The organism is Nocardioides luti, from assembly GCF_014212315.1.
Taxonomy (GTDB): Bacteria; Actinomycetota; Actinomycetes; order Propionibacteriales; family Nocardioidaceae; genus Nocardioides; species Nocardioides luti.
Map to the genome: position 1 here is coordinate 76,658 of NZ_JACKXE010000002.1, position 20,857 is coordinate 97,514.

The window sequence follows — 20,857 nt, forward strand, 5'->3', positions numbered from 1 at the left end:
GCGCCGCCCTCAGGCTCCCCCGCCGACGAGATGCGACCAGAGCGCCCCGCCCCAGACGATGCCGACCAGCGCGCCCACCAGCATCGCCGGGCCGAAGGGGAACGGCGTCCGCAGCAGGGCCCGGTCCCGCCGGACGACCGCTAGGAGGAGCCCGGGCAGCCCGAACACGACGAACGCCGCGTAGGTCCCCACGACCACCTCGCCCCACCCCAGGTGGCCCAGGACGAAGCCGAGCAGCGCGGAGAGCCGCACGTCGCCGTACCCCATCCCCGTGGAGCGGACGAACCACAGCACGAAGAAGAACGCCCCGACCACGGCCATGGCGACCAGCCCGCGCAGCAGGGGCCGCGCGTCCTGCTGGACCAGCGCGAGCACCCCCGCCAGCACCACCACCGTCACGTGCACCGGTCGGACCACCCTGGTCGGCAGCAGCCGGGTCCGCAGGTCGACGTACGCGAGCAGCACCCCCGCAGGGACGACGGGTACGACGACGAGCAGCGCCCACGTGGCCCCGAGCGCACCCCCGACGACGGCGCCGGCCAGGCCGGCGACCGCGGCGCAGCGGACCGCCAGGCCGGGAGCGGCGGCCAGGTCGGTGTAGAGCGGCTTGAGGCCCTCGCGGGCGACCTGCTCGGGGTCCTCGTCGGGATCGGGCGCCGGCTCCGGCAGCAGCGCCAGGACCCGCGGCACCATCAGCCCGGCCAGGGCGCACCCCAGCGCGACCAGGACCGCCGTGAGGACGGCGCTGCTCACCCCGCGGCCCGGCGTCCGGCGAGCGCCTCCTCGCCCGCGGCGCGCATCGCGTCGCGGGGGCACGGGAGCCCGGTGAACAGCTCGAACTGCAGGGCGGCCTGGTGCACGAGCAGGTCGAGCCCGCCCACGAGCACCGCGCCCCGCGACGCGGCAGCCGCGGCGAGCGGCGTCGGCCACGGGTCGTAGAGCACCTCGAAGACCACCAGCGCACCGGAGCAGCGCTCCACCAGCCCGGAGTCCTGGGCCTCGGGCGGGATCGTGGAGACCACGACCTCGCCGTCGACGACGCCGTCGGCGAGCGAGCCGACCTCGACCCGGGGACGCGCGGGGTGGCGGCCGAGGGCGGCCAGGGCCTCGGCGGCGCGCTCGGGCGACCGGACGAGCAGGGTGACCCGCTCCGCGCCCAGGTCACAGAGGGCCAGCCCCGTCGAGGCGGCCGTGGCGCCGCCGCCCAGCACGGTGCCGGCGGTGACGGGTCCGGCGTACCGCTCGCGGACCGCGGCCGCCGCACCCGGCAGGTCGGTGTTGTCCGCAAGGACCACCGCGCCGTCCTCGAGCAGCAGCGTGTTCGCGGCACCCGCCAACGCGGCCCGCTGCGAGACGACCGGTGCCAGCGCCATCGCGGTCCGCTTGAGCGGCATGGTCAGCGAGAGGCCCCGCCAGTCGGCACCCAGCCCGGCGAGGTGCGCCGCCAGGTCGTCCTCGCCGACCCGCTCGGCGCCGTACGACCAGCCCAGCCCCGTCGCGGCGTACGCCGCCCGGTGCAGCACCGGCGACAGCGAGTGCGCGATCGGGTCACCGAGCACCCCGCAGCGTCGGGCCTGGCCCGGGTCGACGGCCGCCATCAGCAGGCGTCGGACGTCTCGCAGTACTGCTCGAACTCCCGCTTGTACGACAGGAACTCGTCGTAGGTCGTGGCGAACTTGGTCTCGCCCGTGCGCAGGTTGACCGTCACGTAGTAGAACCACGGGCCCTCGGTGGGGTTCGCGGCCGCCGCGATCGCGGCGTCGCCCGGCGCCTCGATCGGCGTGGGCGGGAGGCCGGGGCGCGTGTAGGTGTTGTACGGCGTGTCCTGCTGCAGCTGCTCGGTCGTCAGCGCGACGCCCAGCTTCTGCTGCAGGCCGTAGTTCACCGAGGCGTCGATCTGGAGCAGGCCGTTGGTCTCGTCGCCCTCGAGGCGGTTGTAGATCACCCGGGCGACCTTGCCGCGGTCGTCGTCGCTGCCGGCCTCGGCCTCGACCAGGCTGGCGACGATCATGATCTGCGCCGGCGTATAGCCCAGCCGATCGGCGGCACCGGTGAGGTCGGCGTCGTCCGCCGCCTGCTGCCAGCGCTTGACCATCGTCTGCAGGATCGACTTGGCGGTGGCGTCCGGCCCGAAGTCGTAGGTCGAGGGGAAGAGGTAGCCCTCGGCGTTGCCGTTGGCGTAGTCCGGCAGCCCGATCGAGGACGGGTTGGCCAGCAGCTTGTTGTACGCCGCCGCGGAGAAGTCGGTCTTGTCCGCCAGCAGCGCGACGATGTCCTTGACCCGCAGGCCCTCGGGGATCGTCACGGTGCTCTTGATGATGTTGCCGGGGTCGACGAGGATCTTCAGGGCGTCGGCCGCCTGCATCTCCTTCTTGAGCTGGTAGTAGCCCACCTGGATCCCGGTCGAGTCCGGGTTCGCGTTCGCGGCGTCGAGGAACGCCTGCACGGAGGCGACGACCTTCTTGTCCTTCAGGTCGCGCCCGATCTGGGCGATGCTGTCGCCCTGGCTGACCTGGAAGGTGACCTTGCCGCGTCCCGGACCCTCGAAGTCCTGGGCGGAGGAGAACTGGCTGCGCAGCAGGTCCACGCCCTTGGTCACGACGAAGTAGAAGCCGCCCACCACGACCGCCAGGGCCACGAGCACCGCGAGGCAGCTCTTGAAGCCGCGCCGCTTGCGGCGCCGACCACCCACCGTGGGCTGGTCGTCGTCGTGCTCGGGTTCCAGGATCTGGTCAGTCATGCGTCTCCTCGACGATCTCACCGGGCGCGGCCCCCGTCGCACGTTCGGTGTCCAGGGCGTTCTGCAGGATCACGACGGCCGCTGCCTGGTCGACCACGGCTCGCCGTTTGCCGCCCTTGCGGCCACGGTCGCGCAGCATAGCCTCCGCGGACACGGTGGTCAGGCGCTCGTCGCACAGACGCACCGGCACGGGGGCGATCCGACGGGCCAGCTGGGCGGCGAAGAGCCGCACCTTCGCGGCCGAGGGACCCTCCCCGCCGGACAGCGAGCGGGGCAGCCCCATCACCACCTCCACGGCCTCCTCCTCGGCGAGGATCTCGACGAGCCGGGCGAGGTCGCCACGACCGCGCTTGACCGTCTCCACCGGGGTGGCGAGGAAGCCGGACGGGTCGCTGCGCGCGACCCCGATCCGGGCGTCCCCCGGATCGAGGCCGAGCCGTACGCCGTGGCGCATCAGGCCCCGGCTGCGCGGGCGATCTCGGTGATCACCAGCGCCAGCGCCTCGTCGATCCGCGAGGCGTCGGTGCCGCCACCCTGCGCGACGTCGTCCTTGCCGCCGCCCTTGCCGCCGACCAGCGGGCCGATCGCACGGACCAGGCCGTTGGCGCTGATGCCGCGGCTGCGGGCCTCGTCGTTGACGGCCGCGACCACGGCGACCTTCCCGTCGACGGCCCCGATGACCACGACGGCACCCGGCTGCCCGGCGGGCAGCCGGCCACGGACGTCGAGCGCCAGCGTGCGCACGTCCCCGCCGCCGGCGCCGTCGGCTCGGTGGGCCACGACCTGGACGCCGTTCACGTCCTGCGCCGCGGCCGCGAGCTGTCCCGCCGCGGCGAGCAGCTGGCCGACGCGGACCTTCTCGATCTCCTTCTCGGCGGACTTCAGCTTCTCGACGAGGTCGCCGACCCGGCCGACCAGGTCGTCGGGCTGCGTCTTGAGCAGGCCGGTCAGCTGCGCGACCACGTCCCGCTCGCGGGCGAGGTAGGCGAAGCCCTCGACGCCCGTCAGCGCCTCGATGCGCCGGTTGCCGGAGCCGACCGAGGACTCGCCGGTGAGCACGATCGTGCCGATCTGCGAGGAGTGGTCGACGTGGGTGCCGCCGCAGAGCTCGCGCGACCAGGGGCCGCCGATCTCGACGACCCGCACCTGGGTGTTGTCGTAGGTCTCGCCGAAGAGCGCGATCGCGCCCCAGTCCTTGGCCTCCGACAGCGTCATGTACTGCCAGCCCACGGGCAGGTCGGCGCGCAGCGCCTGGTTCGAGACCTGCTCGAGGTCGTGCAGCTGCTCGGGCGAGAGGCCCGAGGTCCAGCCGAAGTCGAGCCGCAGGTAGCCGGGCCGGTTGTAGGAGCCGGACTGCAGCGCCGTGGGCCCGAGCACCTCGCGCAGCGCGGCGTGCACGACGTGGGTGCCGGAGTGCGCCTGGCGCGCACCGGTCCGCCAGTCCGGGTCGACCCGGGCGTGCAGGGGGCTCCCGGGGACGAACTCGCCGTCGAGCACGCGCACCTGGTGCACGACGAGGCCGCGCACCGGCCGCTGCACGTCGAGGACCTCGAGGCTGCCGCCGTCGAAGGTGATCGTGCCGGCGTCCGCGACCTGACCGCCCGACTCGGCGTAGAACGGCGTGCGGTCGAGGACGAGCTCGCCGACCTGGCCGGCCGTCAGCGCCGGGGTCGGCGCGCCGCCGCTCAGCAGCGCGAGCGCCGAGGACTCGGTCTCGAGGGTCTCGTAGGCCAACCAGGTGGTCGGACCGTGCGCGTCGAGGATGCCGCGGTAGACGGACGTGTCGGCGTGCTGGCCCTTCTTGGCGCGCGCGTCGGCCTTCGCCCGCTCGCGCTGCTCGAGCATCAGGCTGCGGAAGCCGTCCTGGTCGACCGAGAGCCCCGCCTCGCTCGCCATCTCCAGCGTGAGGTCGATGGGGAAGCCGTAGGTGTCGTGCAGCGCGAAGGCCTGCGGGCCCGACAGCAGGGTGCCGCCGCCGGACTTCACGTCGCGCGCGGCGAGGTCGAAGATCTGGGTGCCCGCCTGCAGGGTCTTGCGGAAGGCGTCCTCCTCCGCGAAGGCGACCTGCGCGATGCGGTCCCAGTCGCGGTGGAGCTCGGTGTAGGTCTCCCCCATCTTGTCGCGGCTCACCGGCATCAGCTCGGGCAGCGCGGGGTCCTCGTAGCCCAGCAGCCGGACCGAGCGCACGGCCCGGCGCAGCAGGCGGCGCAGCACGTAGCCGCGGCCCTCGTTGCCCGGCGTGACGCCGTCGCCGATCAGCATCATCGCGCTGCGCACGTGGTCGGCGACCACGCGGAAGCGGACGTCGTCCTCGTGGCCCTGCGCGCCGCCGGCGCCGTACCGCCGGCCGGTCAGCTCCATGGCGCGCTCGATGACGGGAAACATGACGTCGATCTCGTACATGTTCTCGACGCCCTGGGTCATGAACGCGACGCGCTCGAGGCCCATGCCGGTGTCGATGTTCTTCTTCGGCAGCGAGCCGGAGATGTCGAAGTCGGTCTTGCTCCGGACGGCGCTCAGCTCGTCCTGCATGAAGACGAGGTTCCAGAACTCGAGGTAGCGGTCCTCGGCCGAGAAGTCGCCGTCCGCGCCGTACGCCGAGCCTCGGTCGATGAGGATCTCCGAGCACGGGCCGCCGGGGCCGGGGACGCCCATCGACCAGTAGTTCTCCGCCTTGCCGAGCCGCGCGATCCGGTCGTCGGGCAGCCCGGTGATCTTCTTCCAGAGCTCGACGGCCTCCGGGTCGTCCTCGTAGACGCTCGGGTAGAGCTTGTCCTCGGGGAATCCCCAGCCGCCGTCCGCGACGGACTTCGTGACCAGGTCCCAGGCGAGCTCGATGGCCCGCTCCTTGAAGTAGTCGCCGAAGGAGAAGTTGCCGCACATCTCGAAGAACGTGCCGTGGCGCGTGGTCTTGCCGACGTCCTCGATGTCGGGCGTGCGCACGCACTTCTGGATGCTCGTGGCGCGGTCGTACGGCGGGGTCTCCTGGCCGAGGAAGTACGGCTTGAACGGCACCATGCCCGCGTTCACGAACAGCAGGTTCGGGTCGTCGAGGAGCAGCGAGGCCGAGGGGACCGGGGTGTGTCCGGCGCGCTCGAAGTGCGCGACGAACCTCCGGCGAATCTCCGCGGTGTCCATCAGGTGCTGCCTTCCTCGTTGTCGTGCCCAGTAGTGAGATCAGTGGTGAGATCGGTGGTGCCCGGCGCGACCGCCCGGTGGCGGCCGCTCCCGAGCTCGGGGCGTCCATGAGGCACGAGGCCGTAGCGCTCCCGCAAGTCGGTTTCCTTCTCGGCGCTGCCCTGGGCGACCTCGTCGCGGAAGAGGCGTACGCCGTGGGCGACGCCGCTCACCCGGTCCCGGAGCCCGTCCACGGTCAGCGCCTCGGCGGCGCGGCGTCCCCGCACCATCGCGTAGACCCCTGCACCGGCCCCGGCGACGAACCAGAGCCCGCGGCTCACGTCGCGGTCCCGGCGGGGACGTCGAGGTCGGCGCGCTGCCGGGCCTCCCAGTCGCGGCGGGCGACCTTGAGGTCGGAGCGGCGCTGCTTGCGTGCCCGCTTCACCTCGCGGCGCACCTCGAAGCGGATCCGGTTGCGGGCCTCGGGCGCCAGGGCCGTGCGGACGCCGTGCGCGAGCGACGCCGCCCGGACGACCGTCTCGCGGAGCACGAGGTCGGCGAAGAGCGCACCCTCGATCCGCGCCGGCGGCTCGTCAGCCGCGTGCCGCGGAAGACGCAGGTCCTGCCCGACGGCGGTGATCACGTAGTCGGTGTCGTCGGGAGCGGCCCGGCGCGGGGCGCGGGCGCCCTCGGCCACCCGGCGCTCCAGGTCGTCCATCTGGGCGCGCAGGGACGCGGTCTCGGCGTGCGCGCGCGCCAGCTCGCGGCTCGTGCGGGACCGGCCGACGACGAGCGCGACGACCAGCACGAGCGCCAGCAGTGCGAGCGCCCCGAGGACGGCGGGGACGATCCACTCCTGCATCACAGTCCCCGACCCTATCGCGGGTCTCGATACGGCCACTCCTCCGTCGTGGCCTACTCGACCAACGATCATTTCGTTGGTCGAGTAGCGAGCGCCAGCGAGCGTATCGAGACCTCAGCGCCCGTTTCGTTGGTCGAGTAGCGAGCGCCAGCGAGCGTATCGAGACCTCAGCGCCCGTTTCGTTGGTCGAGTAGCGAGCGCCAGCGAGCAATTCGTTGGTCGAGTAGCGAGCGCCAGCGAGCGTATCGAGACCTCAGCGCCCGCGGATCAGGCGTCGGACCCGCTCCCACCGCTCCTTGATCGCGGCCTCGGCGCCGAGGCTGGTCGGCTGGTAGTACGCCGCGTCGGCGACGACGTCGGGGGCGTACTGCTGCTCCGCGATGCCGTACGGCGCGTCGTGGCTGTACTGGTAGGTCGAGCCGTGACCGAGCTTCTTGGCGCCCGCGTAGTGCGCGTCGCGCAGGTGGGGCGGCACCGGCCCGATCTTGCCGGCGCGGACGTCGGCCTGCGCGAGCCCGATCGCCGTGGTGACGGCGTTCGACTTGGGAGCGACCGCCAGGGCGATGGTGGCGTGCGCCAGGTTGAGGCCGGCCTCGGGCATGCCGATCAGCTGGACGGCCTGGGCGGCGGCCATCGCCGTCGGCAGCGCGGTCGGGTCGGCGAGGCCGATGTCCTCGCTGGCCAGGATCACCAGCCGGCGGGCGATGAAGCGGGGGTCCTCCCCCGCCTCCATCATCCGGGCGAGGTAGTGCAGGGCCGCGTCGGCGTCGGAGCCGCGCACGGACTTGATGAAGGCGCTGGTGACGTCGTAGTGCTGGTCGCCCTGCCGGTCGTAGCGCACCGCGGCCTGGTCGACGGCGGTCTCCGCGGTGGCCAGGGTGATCCGCGGCCGCTCGTCGCCCGTGCTGGTGGACACGGCGGCGCCGGCCGCCGCCTCGAGGTAGGTCAGCGACCGGCGGGCGTCGCCGCCCGCGAGCCGGACCAGGTGGTCGAGGGCGTCGTCGTCGAGGTCCAGGCGCCCTCCGAGACCACGCTCGTCCGTGAGCGCCTGGTCCACGACGGCCCGGATGTCGTCGTCGTCCAGGGACGAGAGCTTGAGGAGCAGGCTGCGGGAGAGCAACGGGGAGATCACGGAGAAGAAGGGGTTCTCCGTCGTCGCGGCCACCAGCGTGACCCAGCGGTTCTCGACCCCGGGCAGGAGGGCGTCCTGCTGGGCCTTGCTGAAGCGGTGCACCTCGTCGACGAAGAGCACCGTCTCCCGGCCGCCGCCGACCAGCTCGGCCCGGGCACCGTCGATGGCGGCGCGGACCTCCTTGACCCCGGCCGAGACCGCCGAGACCTCGACGAAGCGGCGGTCGGTCTGCTGGCTGACGATCGAGGCGATCGTCGTCTTGCCGGTGCCGGGCGGGCCCCACAGGAGCAGCGACATCGACTGGTCGCCCTCGATCAGCCGCCGCAGCGGGGAGCCCGGGGCGCGCAGCTGCGCCTGGCCGACGAGCTCGTCCAGGGTGCGCGGCCGCATCCGCACCGCGAGCGGCGCCGAGGCGTGCGTGTTGGCGACGAGCGAGCCCGCGCCGGTCCGGTCACGGGCGGCACCGGGTGCGTCGAAGAGTCCCTCCACACCGGTCACCGTATGCGGTGGTGACCGGTGGGAGGGAGGCAGGCGTCAGGAACCGACGACCTGCTGCGTCTTGACGTCGAACCAGGTCTTCGCGAAGCCCGGGCCCAGGTCGACCGGGGTCGGGGTCTGGCCCGGCTCCGGGCTGCCCTGGCGGTCGACACCGAGGAGGCCGGCCGTCACCGGGGTCTGCGGGTGGGCACCCAGCTCGCCCGGGAAGTGGCACGCGACCTTGTGGCGCTTGCCGATCTGCAGCAGCGGCGGCTCGACCTTGGCGCAGATCTCCTGCGCCATCGAGCACCGGGTGCGGAAGCGGCAGCCCGAGGGCGGGTTGATCGGGCTCGGGACGTCGCCCTCGAGCCGGATCCGCTCGCGCCGACCGCCGATGGCGGCCTGCTTCACGTCGGGCACGGCCGAGAGCAGCGCCTGGGTGTACGGGTGGTGGGCGTGGCCGTAGATGGTCTCCCGGTCGGCGATCTCCACGATCTTGCCGAGGTACATCACCGCCACCTCGGGGCAGAAGTGCCGCACGATCGCCAGGTCGTGCGCGATGAAGAGGAAGGCCACGTCGAACTCGCGCTGGATGTCCTGGAGCAGGTTGATGACCTGCGCCTGGATCGAGACGTCGAGGGCCGAGACCGGCTCGTCCGCCACGAGGAGCTTCGGGTTCAGGGTCAGCGCGCGGGCGATGCCGATGCGCTGGCGCTGGCCGCCGGAGAACTCGTTGGGGTAGCGGTTGTAGTGCTCGGGGTTGAGCCCCACGACCTCGAGGATCTCCTGGACCCGGCCGAGGATCTTGTTCTTCGGCATCACCTTGTGGACCGCGAGCGGGGCACCGACGATCGAGCCGACGGTGTGGCGCGGGTTCAGCGAGGTGTAGGGGTCCTGGAAGATCATCTGCACGTTGCGGCGCAGCGGCTTCAGCTCGCGGTTCGACATCGCGGCCAGGTCGACCTGGTCGTGGCCGAAGCGCATCGACCCGCCGGTGGGCGTGTAGAGCCGCGTGATCAGGCGCCCGGTCGTGGACTTGCCGCAACCAGACTCACCCACGAGCCCGAGGGACCCGCCGGAAGGGACCTGGAAGGAGATGCCGTCGACCGCCTGGACGTGGCCGATGGTGCGGCGCACGACCCCGGACGACTTCACCGGGAAGTACATCTTGAGGTTCTCGACCTCGAGCACCGGCTCGGCGTCGGGGTTGAACTGGGCCGGCTTGTGGCCCTGCTCGGCGACGTCCGAGAAGGACAGCTTCGAGACGTCCTCGGCGGGGGTGCTGACGAGCTCGCCCTCGGGCTGGGCGGCGCTCTGGTCGGGCTTCACGTCGGACATCAGTTCGTCTCCTCGACCAGCTCGGGCGCGATCTCGGGGAGCACCTCGGCCTGGTAGATGGCATCGGCGTTCGCGAGGTGGCAGCGCTTGACGTGACCCGCACCGCGAGCGCCGGGCAGCAGCTCGGGCATCTCGGTGGAGCACAGCTGGCCGGGCACCTTGTCCACGTGGACGCACCGGGGGTGGAAGGCACACCCGCTGGGCGGGCTGAGCAGGCTCGGCGGGTTGCCGGGGATCGGGATCAGGCGCGCGTCGGTGTCGGCCGTGACGTCCGGGACGCTCGAGAGCAGACCCCACGTGTAGGGCATCTCCGGGTGCGTGAGGATCTCCTTGCCGGGGCCGTACTCGACCGCGCGGCCGGCGTACATGACCAGCACGTCGTCGGCCATCTCGGCGATGACGCCGAGGTCGTGCGTGATGATGATGACGGCGGAGTTGAACTCGCGCTGCAGGTCCTGGAGCAGGTCGAGGATCTGCGCCTGGACGGTCACGTCGAGGGCCGTGGTCGGCTCGTCGGCGATCAGCAGCGACGGGTCGTTGATCAGGCCCATCGCGATCATCGCGCGCTGGCGCATGCCGCCGGAGAACTGGTGCGGGAAGTCGTCCACGCGCCGGTCCGGCTGCGGGATCCCGACGCGGTCGAGCATCTCGATCGCCTTGCGGCGGGCGTCGCGCTTGCTGGCGCTCGGGTGGTGCACGACGTACGCCTCGGCGAGCTGCGCCCCGATCTTGTAGAACGGGTGCAGGGCCGCGAGGGCGTCCTGGAAGATCATCGCGACCTGGTTGCCGCGGAGCTTGCGCATCCGCTGCTCCGACAGGCCGACGACCTCCGTGCCACCGACGCGGATCGAGCCGGTGATCCGGGCGGACTTGGTGTCGTGCAGGCCGAGGACGGCCATGCTCGACACGGACTTGCCCGAGCCGGACTCCCCCACGATGCCGAGCGTCTTGCCCAGCTCGACGCTGTAGCTCAGGCCGCTCACGGCGGTCAGGTAGCCGTCCTCGGTCGGGAAGCGGACCGTGAGGTCCTCCACCTGGAGGTAGGGCGCACCCGTATCGGCACCGGCCGTCGTACGGGCGGTGCTGGTCTGCTCGGTCACGAAAGCCTCACCCTCGGATCAAGAACGCTGTAGACGACGTCGACCGCGATGTTGCTCAGGATCAGGACGACGGCACTGAAGAGTGCAGTCGCCGAGACTACCGGCAGGTCACGGGCGTAGACGGCGTTGAGGCTCCAGAAGCCGATGCCGTCGATCTCGAAGATCCGCTCCGTGAAGATGGTGCCGGCGAGCAGCGTGCCGAAGTCGATGCCGAAGATCGTCACGATCGGGACCAGCGCGGCGCGCAGGCCGTGCTTGTAGACGACCGTGCGGGGCGGGAGCCCCTTGGCCTTGGCGGTGCGGATGTAGTCCTCGCTCAACGCCTCGACCATGGCACCGCGGGCGTACCGGGTGTACTGCGTGCAGCCGAAGATCCCCAGGGCCACCCACGCGAGCAGGAGACCCGAGAACCACTTGGCCGGGTTGTCGGTGATCGGGAAGTATCCCGTGTCGCTGAACCCCGGTATCTCGAAGATCACCGTGAGGTACAGCCAGGTCAGGAGTGCGAACAGGTAGTACGGGATCGAGCTCAGGAACAGGAAGCTCGACACGAGGGCCTTGTCCGCGACGGACCCTCGTCTTCGGGCCGCGGCGACGCCGATGGGCACACCGAAGGCCAGGTAGAGGAACGCGCCGCCGATGGCCACGGAGAAGGTCGCGGGCAGCCGCTCCTTCATCTCACCCCAGACCGGGACCTTGGTCCGGTAGGAGTAGCCGAGGCAGGGGGCGGGGCAGTCGTACGTGGTCGGGAAGATCTCGACCTTGCGGCCGACGAAGATGCCCTTGGCGAACTTGCCGTACTCCTCGTAGACCGGGTTGTCGTACCCGAGGGACTTCTCGAAGCGCGCGAGCTTCACCGGACTGCAGCGGTTGTTGGTCTCGCGGTCGCAGATCGGCTGGGCGGGACTGGAGGGTCCGTACCAGAACAGCAGGAAGATCGCCATCGAGACGAGGGCGACGACCACGGCGCCGGCAATCAGGCGCTTGACCACATAGGCAAACATCGGGGGGCTTCTCTCCGGGTAGACACAGACCGCGGGCTGGCAGGTGGGGGCTCCCGGTTCGGAAGCCCCCACCCGACAGTGTGGAACGTGTGGAACTCGATCAGCTCACGAAGGAGTTGATCACTGCGTCACGTACAGGTCCTTGTAGTCAGGAGCGGCGATCTCGCCGTCACCGACTCCGTTGCCGATCTTGGACCCGAACACGAAGAGCTCGTTGCGGAACGCGGTGGGGATGATCGGGAAGTACTTGGTCGAGATCTCCTCGTCCAGGGCACCCCAAGCATCGGCCTGCTCCTCGAGCGGCTTCGCCGTGATGGCGTTCATCTCGTCGTCGATCGACTTCTCGGAGAAGAACGCGGTGTTGTACGCGGCACCCGTCTTGGTCAGCGGCGGGACCATGGTGAGGCCCGACGGCCAGTCGGAGCACCAGTTGACGCCACGCATGTTGAGCGTCTTGTTGAGCTTGTCGTCCGGGTTCAGCCAGATGTTGTACGGCGAGTCCTGCACCGGAACACCCTTGATGCTGAAGCCGGCCTCTTCCATGCCCTTGACCAGGACCTTCTGGCTGGCGACGGCGAGCGGGTCGGCCTCGTAGTAGATCATGGTGATCTTGAACTCGCCGGGCTCGTAGCCGGCCTCCTTCAGGAGCTCCTTCGACTTCTCCGGGTTGTAGGTGAACTGCTCACCGTCGACGAAGTAGTCGTGCTTGCCCGCCATGCCGGGAGGCATGATCGAGTTCGCGGGAACGCGCGTCACACCGGGGACCTCGCCACCGGCGAGCCACATGTCCTGGTAGGGGTACGCGTAGGCGATCGCCTTGCGGACGTTGATGTCCGTGATCTTGGTGTAGTCGGGCGACAGGAAGCTGGTGCACTGCGCCGACTGCTGGACGAGGCGGTCACCGAGCTCGGTGTTGGCCTTGTCGTAGTTGTTCGAGCCGAGCGAGGTCGACAGGGAGGTCTGCGACTCCGTGTTGTCGCTCAGCATGATCTGGTCGACCTTGGCCTGGTCCTGGTTGAACTTGAAGATCCACTTGTCGGCGTACTGGTGACGCGCCGGGTCGGTGTTCGGGTCCCACTGGTCGTTCTTGACCAGGACGAGCTCCTCGTTCGGGCGGAAGGACTCCACCTTGTAGGGGCCGTTCGACAGGATGTTCTGGCCGTAGTCCGGCGGGTTGCTGGCCTTGCCGAGGGGGGCCGGGCCCATGGCCATGAAGGCGCCCCAGTAGTCCATGTCCGGGAAGGGCTTGGCCATCTTGATGGTGATGTCGTTGCCGGAGACGGTGACGCCGTCCCACTTCTTGCCCTTGTCGGTGTACGGGCCCTTGTACTCGCCAGCCTGCGAGAAGTAGGTCTGGGAGTACTCGGTGCCGGGACCGGCCGGGAAGGTGTCGGAGTCCATGGAGCGCTGGATGCCCCAGGCGACCTCCTCCGCCGTGATCGGCTTGCCGTCCTGCCACTTGGCGTCGTCACGGATGGTGAACTTCCACTCCGTGAAGTCGTCGTTCGGCGTGCCGAGGTCGGTCGCGAGGTCGGGGACCAGGACCATCTCGCCGGTCTTCGGGTCGCGGGCGTACTGCGTCAGCGAACGGCTCGTGAGGGCCTGCTGGATCGAGTTGCCGGTGACCGACCACCCGTCCGTCGGGTCCATCGAGTCCGGGCCGGGGTCGCCGGGCAGGTAGACCGTGATGGTCCCGCCGGCAGCGGCACCGTCGACCTCCGCGGCGGGACCCTGACGGGTCGCGTCCTTGGTGACCTCGGGGGCTTCCGTGAACTTCTTGTCAGGGTTCGCGCTGTTGTCGCCACCCGAGCCGCCACACGCGGCAAGGGCGAACAGAGCAGCACCGGCGACGACCGCCAGTGGCTTGGTCCGTCTCATTGTCCAGCCTTTCTTATCTGTGTTCGTGCCGCCGAGGAGGATCGGGGGCAACGTCTGTGGTCGCGTCAGCGACGGGTCTTGGGGTCGAGCGCGTCGCGGACGGCGTCCCCCAGGAGGTTGAGCGCCAGCACCAGGGCGACGATGCCGATCATCGGCTCCCAGAGGTACAGCGGGTAGGTCTCGAAGAACTTGGTGGCGAGGTTGATCGTCTGGCCCCAGGAGATGCCCGAGGTGACGCCGATGCCGAGGTAGGCCAGGCCGGCCTCGGCGGCGACGAACGCCGGCAGCATCAGCGAGATCGAGATGACGATCGGAGCGGCGAGGTTCGGCAGCAGCTCCTTGATCAGGATCCGGCTGGTCGGCATGCCGAGCACCCGGGCGGCGAGCACGAACTCGCGCTCGCGCAGCGAGAGCACCTCACCGCGGATCAGGCGGGCGACGCCCATCCAGCCGAAGCCGGCGAGCACGACGATCAGCGCCCAGAACTGGATGCGCGGGTAGTTGTCGCTGGAGGCGAAGCGCTGGTTGATGATCGGCGCGATCACCAGGGCGGCCAGCAGGAAGGGGATCGTGAGGAACAGGTCGGTGAGGAACGAGACGACCTTGTCGACGACGCCGCCGAGGAAGCCGGCGACGAGGCCGAGCACGATGCCGAAGATCGCGGCGAAGAACGTCGCGGTCGCCGAGATCTCCAGCGAGGTGCGTGCGCCGTAGATCCAGTAGGCGAGGTTGTCGGTCGCCGAGTTGGGCGCGATGCCGAACGGGTGGTCCATGGTGAACGGGCCGTTGGGCGGGCCGTACTCCGGCAGCGGCAGGCCGCCGCCGAGGGCGTTGAGGTACTGGCTCGGCAGGACGGTCTCGGTGGAGACACCGAAGATCGCGCAGATCGGGCCGGCGAACACGGCGATCAGGATGAAGAACAGGGTGACGGCCGCACAGACCATCGCGATCTTGTCCTTGCGCAGACGTCCGAGTGCGATCCGCATGGGCGACTTGCCCGTGATCGCCTTGGCCTTCTTGCTGGTGGGATCGACCGGAGGCGGTTCATCGCTCAGGTGTCCCAGGGTCTCAGGCCCGGCAGTCTGTGCCGACATGCTCTCCCCATACATCGTTCGAGACCGGGCTGCTCCCGGCCTGCTCCTGTGCGCGCCGTCGGTGACTCTATGTGACACAGACCGCACGGGCGATCACCTGCGCGTAACGATCTGGTCTCGCCGGACGGCGCGTGATTCTGTGGTGGTTCAGCTCTCCGGCGCGACGATCTTCGGGGGCGGGGCGTCCACGCCCGCCTCCTTGCGCTGCTCCGGCGTGATCGGGGCCGGGGCCGCCGTGAGCGGGTCGAAGCCGCCTCCGGACTTCGGGAAGGCGATGACGTCGCGGATCGAGTCGGTGCGTGCCAGGAGCGCGCAGATCCGGTCCATGCCCACCGCGATGCCGCCGTGCGGGGGCGCGCCGAACTTGAAGGCGTCGAGCAGGAAGCCGAACTTCTCCTCGGCCTGCTCCTCGCTGAGCCCCATCACGGCGAAGACCCGCTTCTGGACGTCCTCGCGGTGGATCCGGATCGAGCCGCCGCCGAGCTCGTTGCCGTTGCAGACGATGTCGTAGGCGTAGGCCAGCGCGCTGCCGGGGTCGGTGTCGAAGGTGTCGGCGAACTCCGGCTTCGGACCGGTGAACGCGTGGTGCACGGCCGTCCAGGCGCCCGCCCCGACCGCGACGTCGCCGCTGGCGACGGCGTCGGAGGCCGGCTCGAACATCGGAGCGTCGACGACCCAGGTGAAGGCGAAGGCGTCCTCGTCGATGAGGCCGCAGCGGCGCCCGATCTCGAGGCGCGCCGCGCCGAGCAGCGCCCGGCTGGACTTGGTGGCGCCGGCGGCGAAGAAGATGCAGTCACCGGGCTGGGCACCGACGTGGGCGGCCAGGCCGGCCTTCTCCTCGTCGGTGATGTTCTTGGCGACCGGGCCGCCGAGCTCGCCGTCCTCCTGGACCAGCACGTAGGCCAGTCCCTTGGCGCCCCGCTGCTTGGCCCACTCCTGCCAGGCGTCGAGCTGCTTGCGGGGCTGGCTCGCGCCTCCCGGCATGACGACGGCGCCGACGTACTCCGACTGGAACACGCGGAACGTCGTGTCGGCGAAGTACGCCGTGCACTCGACCAGCTCGTTGCCGAGCCGGAGGTCGGGCTTGTCCGAGCCGTACTTCTCCATCGCCTCGGCGTAGGTCATCCGCGGGATCGGCCGCGGGATGTCGACGTCGATGAGCTTCCACATCGCGGCGAGGACGTCCTCCATGAGGGCGATGACGTCGTCCTGATCGACGAAGCTCATCTCGACGTCCAGCTGGGTGAACTCCGGCTGCCGGTCGGCGCGGAAGTCCTCGTCGCGGTAGCAGCGGGCGATCTGGTAGTAGCGCTCCATGCCGGCGACCATGAGCAGCTGCTTGAACAGCTGCGGGCTCTGGGGCAGGGCGTACCAGCTGCCGGGCTGCAGGCGGGCCGGCACCAGGAAGTCGCGGGCACCCTCGGGCGTGGAACGGGTCAGGGTCGGCGTCTCGATCTCGACGAACGCGTGCTGGTCGAGCACGTCGCGGGCCGCCTTGTTGACCTTGCTGCGCAGGCGCAGGGCGGCGTTCGGGCCGGAGCGGCGCAGGTCGAGGTAGCGGTGCTTGAGCCGCGCCTCCTCCCCCACGTCGATGTGGTCGCTGATCGGGAACGGCAGCGGGGCGGCGGCGCTGAGCACCTCGACGTCGGTCGCGACGACCTCGACCGCACCGGTCGCCAGGTTGGGGTTCTCGTTGCCGTCGCGGCGGGCGGCGACCTCGCCGGTCACCCGCAGGCAGAACTCCGAGCGGAGCTGGTGGGCGACGTCCTCGTCGCGGATCACGACCTGCACGACGCCGCTGGCCTCGCGCAGGTCGATGAAGGCCACCCCGCCGTGGTCACGACGGTTGGCCACCCACCCGGCGAGGGTGACGGTCTGGCCGACGTGCTCGGCGCGGAGGGCGCCGGCGTCCTGGGTGCGCATCACTGCTGTGTCTCCTTGATCAGGACCTGCGGGTGCAGGTCCTCGGTGGGTGGGGTCCAGGAGGCCGGGTCGGCCCCGACCTGGTCCCCGCTGCGGATGTCCTTGACCTGGTGCCCGTCGTCCCCGGCGAACCAGACGAACGGGATGCCGCGCCGCTCGGCGTACCGGATCTGCTTGCCGAACTTCTGCGGGCTGGCCGCGACCTCGCAGGCGATGTCGCGGGCACGCAGGGCGTCGGCGGTCGCGTCGGCGTCCGCGCGGGACTCCTCGTCGGCGAGGGCGACCAGCACGACACTGGGCACGGAGCGGTCGGCGGTGAGCTCGCCCTTGTTGAACAGCGGCACCAGCACCCGGCTCACGCCGAGCGAGATCCCGACGCCGGGGTACGTCGTACGCCCGTCGCTGGCGAGGGCGTCGTAGCGACCGCCCGAGCAGATCGAGCCGAGGGACTCGCGCCCCACGAGCCGGGTCTCGAAGACCGTGCCGGTGTAGTAGTCGAGCCCGCGCGCGATCGACAGGTCCGCGACGACGGTGACCTTGTCGCTCACGAGCGGGGCGCAGCCGCGCACCAGGGCGGCAAGCTCCTCGAGCCCCTCGTCGAGGAGCGGGTGGGAGACGCCCAAGGCGCGCACCTGCTCGACGAAGGAGTCGTCGGTGGCTTTGATCGTCGCGAGCCGCAGGCACTGGTCGGCCTGGTCGTCGCGCAGGCCGACCTCGTCGACGAGGAGCGTGCGGACGGCGTCGACCGGCAGCTTGTCGAGCTTGTCGACGACCCGCATGACCTCGTCGAGGTCCTCGGCGCCGAGACCGGCGTAGAACCCCTGGATCAGCTTGCGGTTGTTCACCTGCAGCCGGAACGCCGGCAGGAAGTCGAGGCGGCTGAGCGCGTCGATCATCACCCGGGCGATCTCGACGTCGTGGTGGAAGGGCAGGACGTCGCGGCCGACGATGTCGATGTCGGCCTGGGTGAACTCGCGGTAACGGCCGTCCTGCGGCCGCTCCCCCCGCCAGGCCTTCTGGATCTGGAAGCGCCGGAACGGGAACTCGAGCTTGCCGGCGTTCTCGAGCACGTAGCGCGCGAACGGGACGGTCAGGTCGAAGTGCAGCCCGAGGCCGGCGTCGCTGGTGCTGTCGTCCGCCTGCAGCCGGCGCAGGACGTAGACCTCCTTGGAGGTGTCGCCCTTGCGCAGCAGCTGGTCGAGGGGCTCCACGGCGCGCGTCTCGATGCCGGCGAACCCGTGCAGCTGGAAGGTGTGGCGCAGCGAGTCGATCACCTGCTGCTCGACGAAGCGCTCGGCGGGCAGCAGCTCGGGGAACCCGCTGAGCGGGGACGGCTTGTTGGCCATGGTGTTCAGAGACCTCGGGTGACTCGACCCGCGTCGCCCTCGCCGAGGAGGTCGAGCAGGTAGGGGTTGGTCGCGCGCTCGCGGCCGATGGACGTCTGGTCGCCGTGGCCCGGCAGCACGACCACGTCGTCGGCGAGCGGCAGCACCTTGGTGGTGAGGCTGCGCAGCATCGTCGGGTGGTCGCCGCCGGGCAGGTCGGTGCGGCCGATCGACCCCTGGAACAGCAGGTCGCCCGAGAACATCAGCTCGGAGATGTCCGCGTCGGCGTACGGCGTGCGGAACGTGACCGAGCCCTGGGTGTGCCCGGGGGTGTGGTCGACGACGAAGCGGAGGCCGGCGAGCTCGAGCTCCTGGAGGTCGTCGAGCTCCTGGACGTCGTCCGGCTCGGCCCACTGGTAGTTGCCGCCGAGCAGCATCTGGGTGGTCTCGCGGGACATCCCGGCCATCGGGTCGGACAGCAGGTGCCGGTCGCTGGGGTGGATCCACGCGGTGGCGTCGTAGGTCCCCGCGACGGGGGCGACGCACCACATGTGGTCGACGTGGCCGTGGGTGACGAGGACCGCGACCGGCTTGAGCCGGTGCTCGCGGACGACCTCGGCCACCCCGTCGGCGGCGTCCTTGCCCGGGTCGATGACGACGCACTCGGCACCCGGGCCGGTGGCCGCGACGTAGCAGTTCGTCCCCCAGGGCCCAGCGGGGAATCCGGCGATCAGCACCGGACCACACTATCCGTGGCGGGGCCCGCCCGTGCCACCGGTGCGCGCGCACCGGGGTGGTCGCGCCGGGAGCGGCGTCCGCGGCCATGACTAGCATGGGTGCCTGTTCCATCCAGAGGCACGCGGACGAATCGAGTGGAGTGCACCAGTGACGAGTCATCAGTGGGGTCGGGTCGACGACGACGGGACCGTCTACGTGAAGACCGCCGAGGGCGAGCGCTCGGTCGGCCAGTACCCCGAGGGCACGCCCGAGGAGGCACTCGCGTTCTTCACCGAGCGGTACGCCGCGCTCGCGTTCGAGGTCGAGCTGCTCGAGAAGCGCATCAACTCCGGCGTCATGTCGCCCGAGGAGGCCGTCGAGTCGGTGAGGACGGTCACCGCGCAGGTGAGCGACGCCAACGCCGTCGGCGACCTCGCCAGCCTGGTGACGCGGCTCGAGGCGCTCGCGCCGGTCATCGACAAGCAGCGCGAGGCGCGCAAGGTCGAGAAGGCGCAGAAGGCCGCCGAGTCGCGGGTGCAGAAGGAGAAGATCGTCGGCGAGGCCGAGAAGCTCGCCGAGGGCAGCGACTGGCGCAACGGCGCGAACCGCCTCCGCGAGCTGCTCGACGAGTGGAAGGCACTCCCCCGCATCGACCGCTCCAGCGACGATGCGCTCTGGCGCCGCTTCTCGACCGCGCGGACGGCGTACACCCGGCGCCGCAAGGCGCACTTCGCCGAGCAGCACGAGAAGCGCGACACCGCGCGGGTCGTCAAGGAGCGGCTCGCCACCGAGGCAGAGGCGCTCGCCACGTCCACCGAGTGGGGCCTGACCGCCGGCCGGTACCGCGACCTGATGCGCGACTGGAAGGCCGCCGGCCCCGCGCCGCGCGACGTCGACGACGCGCTCTGGAAGCGCTTCCGCGGCGCCCAGGACACCTTCTTCGGCGCCCGCGACGCCGCTGCCGCCGCCGAGGACCAGGAGTTCGCCGCGAACGCCGAGGTCAAGGAGAAGCTGCTTGTCGAGGCGGAGGCGCTGGTCCCCGTGACCGACCTCGAGGCCGCGAAGAAGGCCTTCCGCGACCTCGCCGACCGCTGGGACGCGGCCGGCAAGGTCCCCCGCGACCGGATGAAGGAGCTCGAGGGCCGGATCCGCGCCGTCGAGAACGCCATCCGCGGCGTCGAGGACGACCAGTGGCGCAAGTCCGACCCCGAGAAGTCCGCCCGCGCCGACGACATGGTCTCCAAGCTCGAGGCCGCCATCGCCGACGTCGAGGCCGACCTCGAGAAGGCCCGCGCCGCCAGCAACGACAAGTTGGTCAAGGACCTCGAGGAGAACCTCGCCTCCCGCCAGTCCTTCCTGGAGATGGCCAAGCGCGCCAGCGCCGACTTCTCCGGCTGACCTCGAGCGGGTCGTTGGTCGAGTAGGTCGCGCCATTCGTTGGTCGAGTAGGTCGCGCCATTCGTTGGTCGAGTAGGTCGCGCCAGCGACCGTATCGAGACCCCGCCGCTCGCCGGTCGCGTCGTTCGTCGGTCGAGTAGGTCGCGCTAGCGACCGTATCGAGACCCAAGGGTGGGGTCGCTGGTCGAGTAGGTCGCGCCATTCGTTGGTCGAGTAGGTCGCGCCAGCGACCGTATCGAGACCCTCTCCACAGGCCGCACATCGACGATGGCGAGCGGCCGCAAGCGCGACGAGACTGGCCCGATGGCCTACACCTACATGCTCGAGTGCTCGGACGGGAGCTTCTACGTCGGCAGCACGAGGAACCTGGAGCGGCGCCTGCACGAGCACGCCACCGGGATGGGAGCGGAGTACACCCGGGAGCGACTCCCCGTGCGACTGGTCTGGATCGAGGAGTTCGAGAACGTCGGTCTGGCCTTCGCCCGTGAGAAGCAGGTCCAGAACTGGAGCAGGAAGAAGCGGCTCGCGCTCATCGCCGGGTCGTACGGCGAGCTGCCGGCGCTCGCCAGGAAGCACTTCGACTGAGGGTCTCGATACGGTCGCTGCGCGACCTACTCGACCAACGAGACGCGGCACCTGCTTGACCAGCGATCCCACCGACGTGGTCTCGATACGGTCGCTGCGCGACCCACTCGACCAACGAGACGCGGCACCTGCTCGACCAGCGATCCCACCGACGTGGTCTCGATACG

At 70.7% G+C, this 20,857-nt stretch carries 18 protein-coding genes; 2 read left to right on the forward strand and 16 right to left on the reverse strand.

Annotated features, from left to right (window positions below; all coding sequences use genetic code 11):
- Positions 1–9: 9 nt before the first annotated feature.
- The 16 genes from H5V45_RS19385 to H5V45_RS19460 all read right to left on the reverse strand — a co-directional run bounded on the left by H5V45_RS19385 (position 10) and on the right by H5V45_RS19460 (position 18,727).
- The gene (locus H5V45_RS19385; RefSeq protein ID WP_185254820.1) at positions 10–753 is read right to left on the reverse strand and encodes a prepilin peptidase; all 744 of its coding nucleotides are present in this window, start codon (positions 751–753) and stop codon (positions 10–12) included.
- On the reverse strand, positions 750–1,598 hold the full coding sequence (locus H5V45_RS19390) for a shikimate dehydrogenase (RefSeq protein ID WP_185254821.1): 849 nt from the start codon (positions 1,596–1,598) through the stop codon (positions 750–752). The genes H5V45_RS19385 and H5V45_RS19390 overlap by 4 nt, the downstream gene beginning before the upstream one ends.
- On the reverse strand, positions 1,598–2,740 hold the full coding sequence (gene mltG, locus H5V45_RS19395; RefSeq protein WP_185254822.1) for an endolytic transglycosylase MltG: 1,143 nt from the start codon (positions 2,738–2,740) through the stop codon (positions 1,598–1,600). The genes H5V45_RS19390 and mltG overlap by 1 nt, the downstream gene beginning before the upstream one ends.
- Entirely contained in the window at positions 2,733–3,194 is a 462-nt protein-coding gene (ruvX, locus tag H5V45_RS19400; RefSeq protein ID WP_185254823.1) for a Holliday junction resolvase RuvX, read from the reverse strand. The genes mltG and ruvX overlap by 8 nt, the downstream gene beginning before the upstream one ends.
- The gene (gene alaS, locus H5V45_RS19405; RefSeq protein WP_185254824.1) at positions 3,194–5,878 is read right to left on the reverse strand and encodes an alanine--tRNA ligase; all 2,685 of its coding nucleotides are present in this window, start codon (positions 5,876–5,878) and stop codon (positions 3,194–3,196) included. Before alaS ends, ruvX begins: the two co-directional genes overlap by 1 nt.
- Positions 5,878–6,198, reverse strand: coding sequence for a DUF6167 family protein (locus H5V45_RS19410; protein ID WP_185254825.1), 321 nt, complete (start codon positions 6,196–6,198; stop codon positions 5,878–5,880). Before H5V45_RS19410 ends, alaS begins: the two co-directional genes overlap by 1 nt.
- Entirely contained in the window at positions 6,195–6,719 is a 525-nt protein-coding gene (locus H5V45_RS19415; RefSeq protein WP_185254826.1) for a hypothetical protein, read from the reverse strand. Before H5V45_RS19415 ends, H5V45_RS19410 begins: the two co-directional genes overlap by 4 nt.
- A 253-nt stretch (positions 6,720–6,972) precedes the next feature.
- Positions 6,973–8,340, reverse strand: coding sequence for an AAA family ATPase (locus H5V45_RS19420; protein WP_185254827.1), 1,368 nt, complete (start codon positions 8,338–8,340; stop codon positions 6,973–6,975).
- Positions 8,341–8,385: 45 nt separating this feature from the next.
- Complete coding sequence (locus tag H5V45_RS19425) at positions 8,386–9,495, reverse strand: ABC transporter ATP-binding protein (protein WP_425491474.1); 1,110 nt, start codon at positions 9,493–9,495, stop codon at positions 8,386–8,388.
- Positions 9,496–9,665: 170 nt separating this feature from the next.
- On the reverse strand, positions 9,666–10,766 hold the full coding sequence (locus H5V45_RS19430) for an oligopeptide/dipeptide ABC transporter ATP-binding protein (RefSeq protein ID WP_185254829.1): 1,101 nt from the start codon (positions 10,764–10,766) through the stop codon (positions 9,666–9,668).
- Positions 10,763–11,770, reverse strand: coding sequence for an ABC transporter permease (locus H5V45_RS19435; RefSeq protein WP_185254830.1), 1,008 nt, complete (start codon positions 11,768–11,770; stop codon positions 10,763–10,765). Before H5V45_RS19435 ends, H5V45_RS19430 begins: the two co-directional genes overlap by 4 nt.
- Before the next feature lie 120 nt (positions 11,771–11,890).
- Positions 11,891–13,648, reverse strand: coding sequence for an ABC transporter substrate-binding protein (locus H5V45_RS19440; RefSeq protein ID WP_185254831.1), 1,758 nt, complete (start codon positions 13,646–13,648; stop codon positions 11,891–11,893).
- Between the two features lie 65 nt (positions 13,649–13,713).
- Positions 13,714–14,742, reverse strand: a complete 1,029-nt coding sequence (locus tag H5V45_RS19445; protein ID WP_185254832.1) for an ABC transporter permease — start codon at positions 14,740–14,742, stop codon at positions 13,714–13,716.
- Positions 14,743–14,889: 147 nt separating this feature from the next.
- Positions 14,890–16,668, reverse strand: coding sequence for an aspartate--tRNA ligase (aspS, locus tag H5V45_RS19450; RefSeq protein ID WP_185254833.1), 1,779 nt, complete (start codon positions 16,666–16,668; stop codon positions 14,890–14,892).
- Complete coding sequence (gene hisS, locus H5V45_RS19455) at positions 16,665–18,011, reverse strand: histidine--tRNA ligase (RefSeq protein ID WP_185254834.1); 1,347 nt, start codon at positions 18,009–18,011, stop codon at positions 16,665–16,667. Before hisS ends, aspS begins: the two co-directional genes overlap by 4 nt.
- 5 nt (positions 18,012–18,016) lie before the next feature.
- Positions 18,017–18,727 (reverse strand): MBL fold metallo-hydrolase, encoded by a 711-nt coding sequence (locus tag H5V45_RS19460; RefSeq protein WP_185254835.1) that lies wholly within the window; start codon positions 18,725–18,727, stop codon positions 18,017–18,019.
- Positions 18,728–18,875: 148 nt separating this feature from the next.
- On the opposite strand from H5V45_RS19460, the gene H5V45_RS19465 reads away from it, so the two are divergent.
- Both H5V45_RS19465 and H5V45_RS19470 read left to right on the forward strand, forming a co-directional pair.
- Positions 18,876–20,105 carry a DUF349 domain-containing protein gene (locus H5V45_RS19465; RefSeq protein WP_185254836.1) on the forward strand — a complete coding sequence of 410 codons (1,230 nt, stop codon included), beginning with the start codon at positions 18,876–18,878 and terminating at the stop codon, positions 20,103–20,105.
- A 303-nt stretch (positions 20,106–20,408) separates the two neighbouring features.
- Positions 20,409–20,690, forward strand: coding sequence for a GIY-YIG nuclease family protein (locus H5V45_RS19470; protein WP_185254837.1), 282 nt, complete (start codon positions 20,409–20,411; stop codon positions 20,688–20,690).
- Positions 20,691–20,857: the final 167 nt, after the last annotated feature.

Coding starts and splice junctions, on each gene's coding strand:
- H5V45_RS19390 (WP_185254821.1), bottom strand. CDS start 1,598: ATGGCGGCCGTCGACCCGGGCCAGGCCCGACGCTGCGGGGTGCTCGGT.
- mltG (WP_185254822.1), bottom strand. CDS start 2,740: ATGACTGACCAGATCCTGGAACCCGAGCACGACGACGACCAGCCCACG.
- ruvX (WP_185254823.1), bottom strand. CDS start 3,194: ATGCGCCACGGCGTACGGCTCGGCCTCGATCCGGGGGACGCCCGGATC.
- alaS (WP_185254824.1), bottom strand. CDS start 5,878: ATGGACACCGCGGAGATTCGCCGGAGGTTCGTCGCGCACTTCGAGCGC.
- H5V45_RS19415 (WP_185254826.1), bottom strand. CDS start 6,719: ATGCAGGAGTGGATCGTCCCCGCCGTCCTCGGGGCGCTCGCACTGCTG.
- H5V45_RS19425 (WP_425491474.1), bottom strand. CDS start 9,495: ATGTACTTCCCGGTGAAGTCGTCCGGGGTCGTGCGCCGCACCATCGGC.
- H5V45_RS19435 (WP_185254830.1), bottom strand. CDS start 11,770: ATGTTTGCCTATGTGGTCAAGCGCCTGATTGCCGGCGCCGTGGTCGTC.
- H5V45_RS19440 (WP_185254831.1), bottom strand. CDS start 13,648: ATGAGACGGACCAAGCCACTGGCGGTCGTCGCCGGTGCTGCTCTGTTC.
- H5V45_RS19445 (WP_185254832.1), bottom strand. CDS start 14,742: ATGTCGGCACAGACTGCCGGGCCTGAGACCCTGGGACACCTGAGCGAT.
- hisS (WP_185254834.1), bottom strand. CDS start 18,011: ATGGCCAACAAGCCGTCCCCGCTCAGCGGGTTCCCCGAGCTGCTGCCC.
- H5V45_RS19470 (WP_185254837.1), top strand. CDS start 20,409: ATGGCCTACACCTACATGCTCGAGTGCTCGGACGGGAGCTTCTACGTC.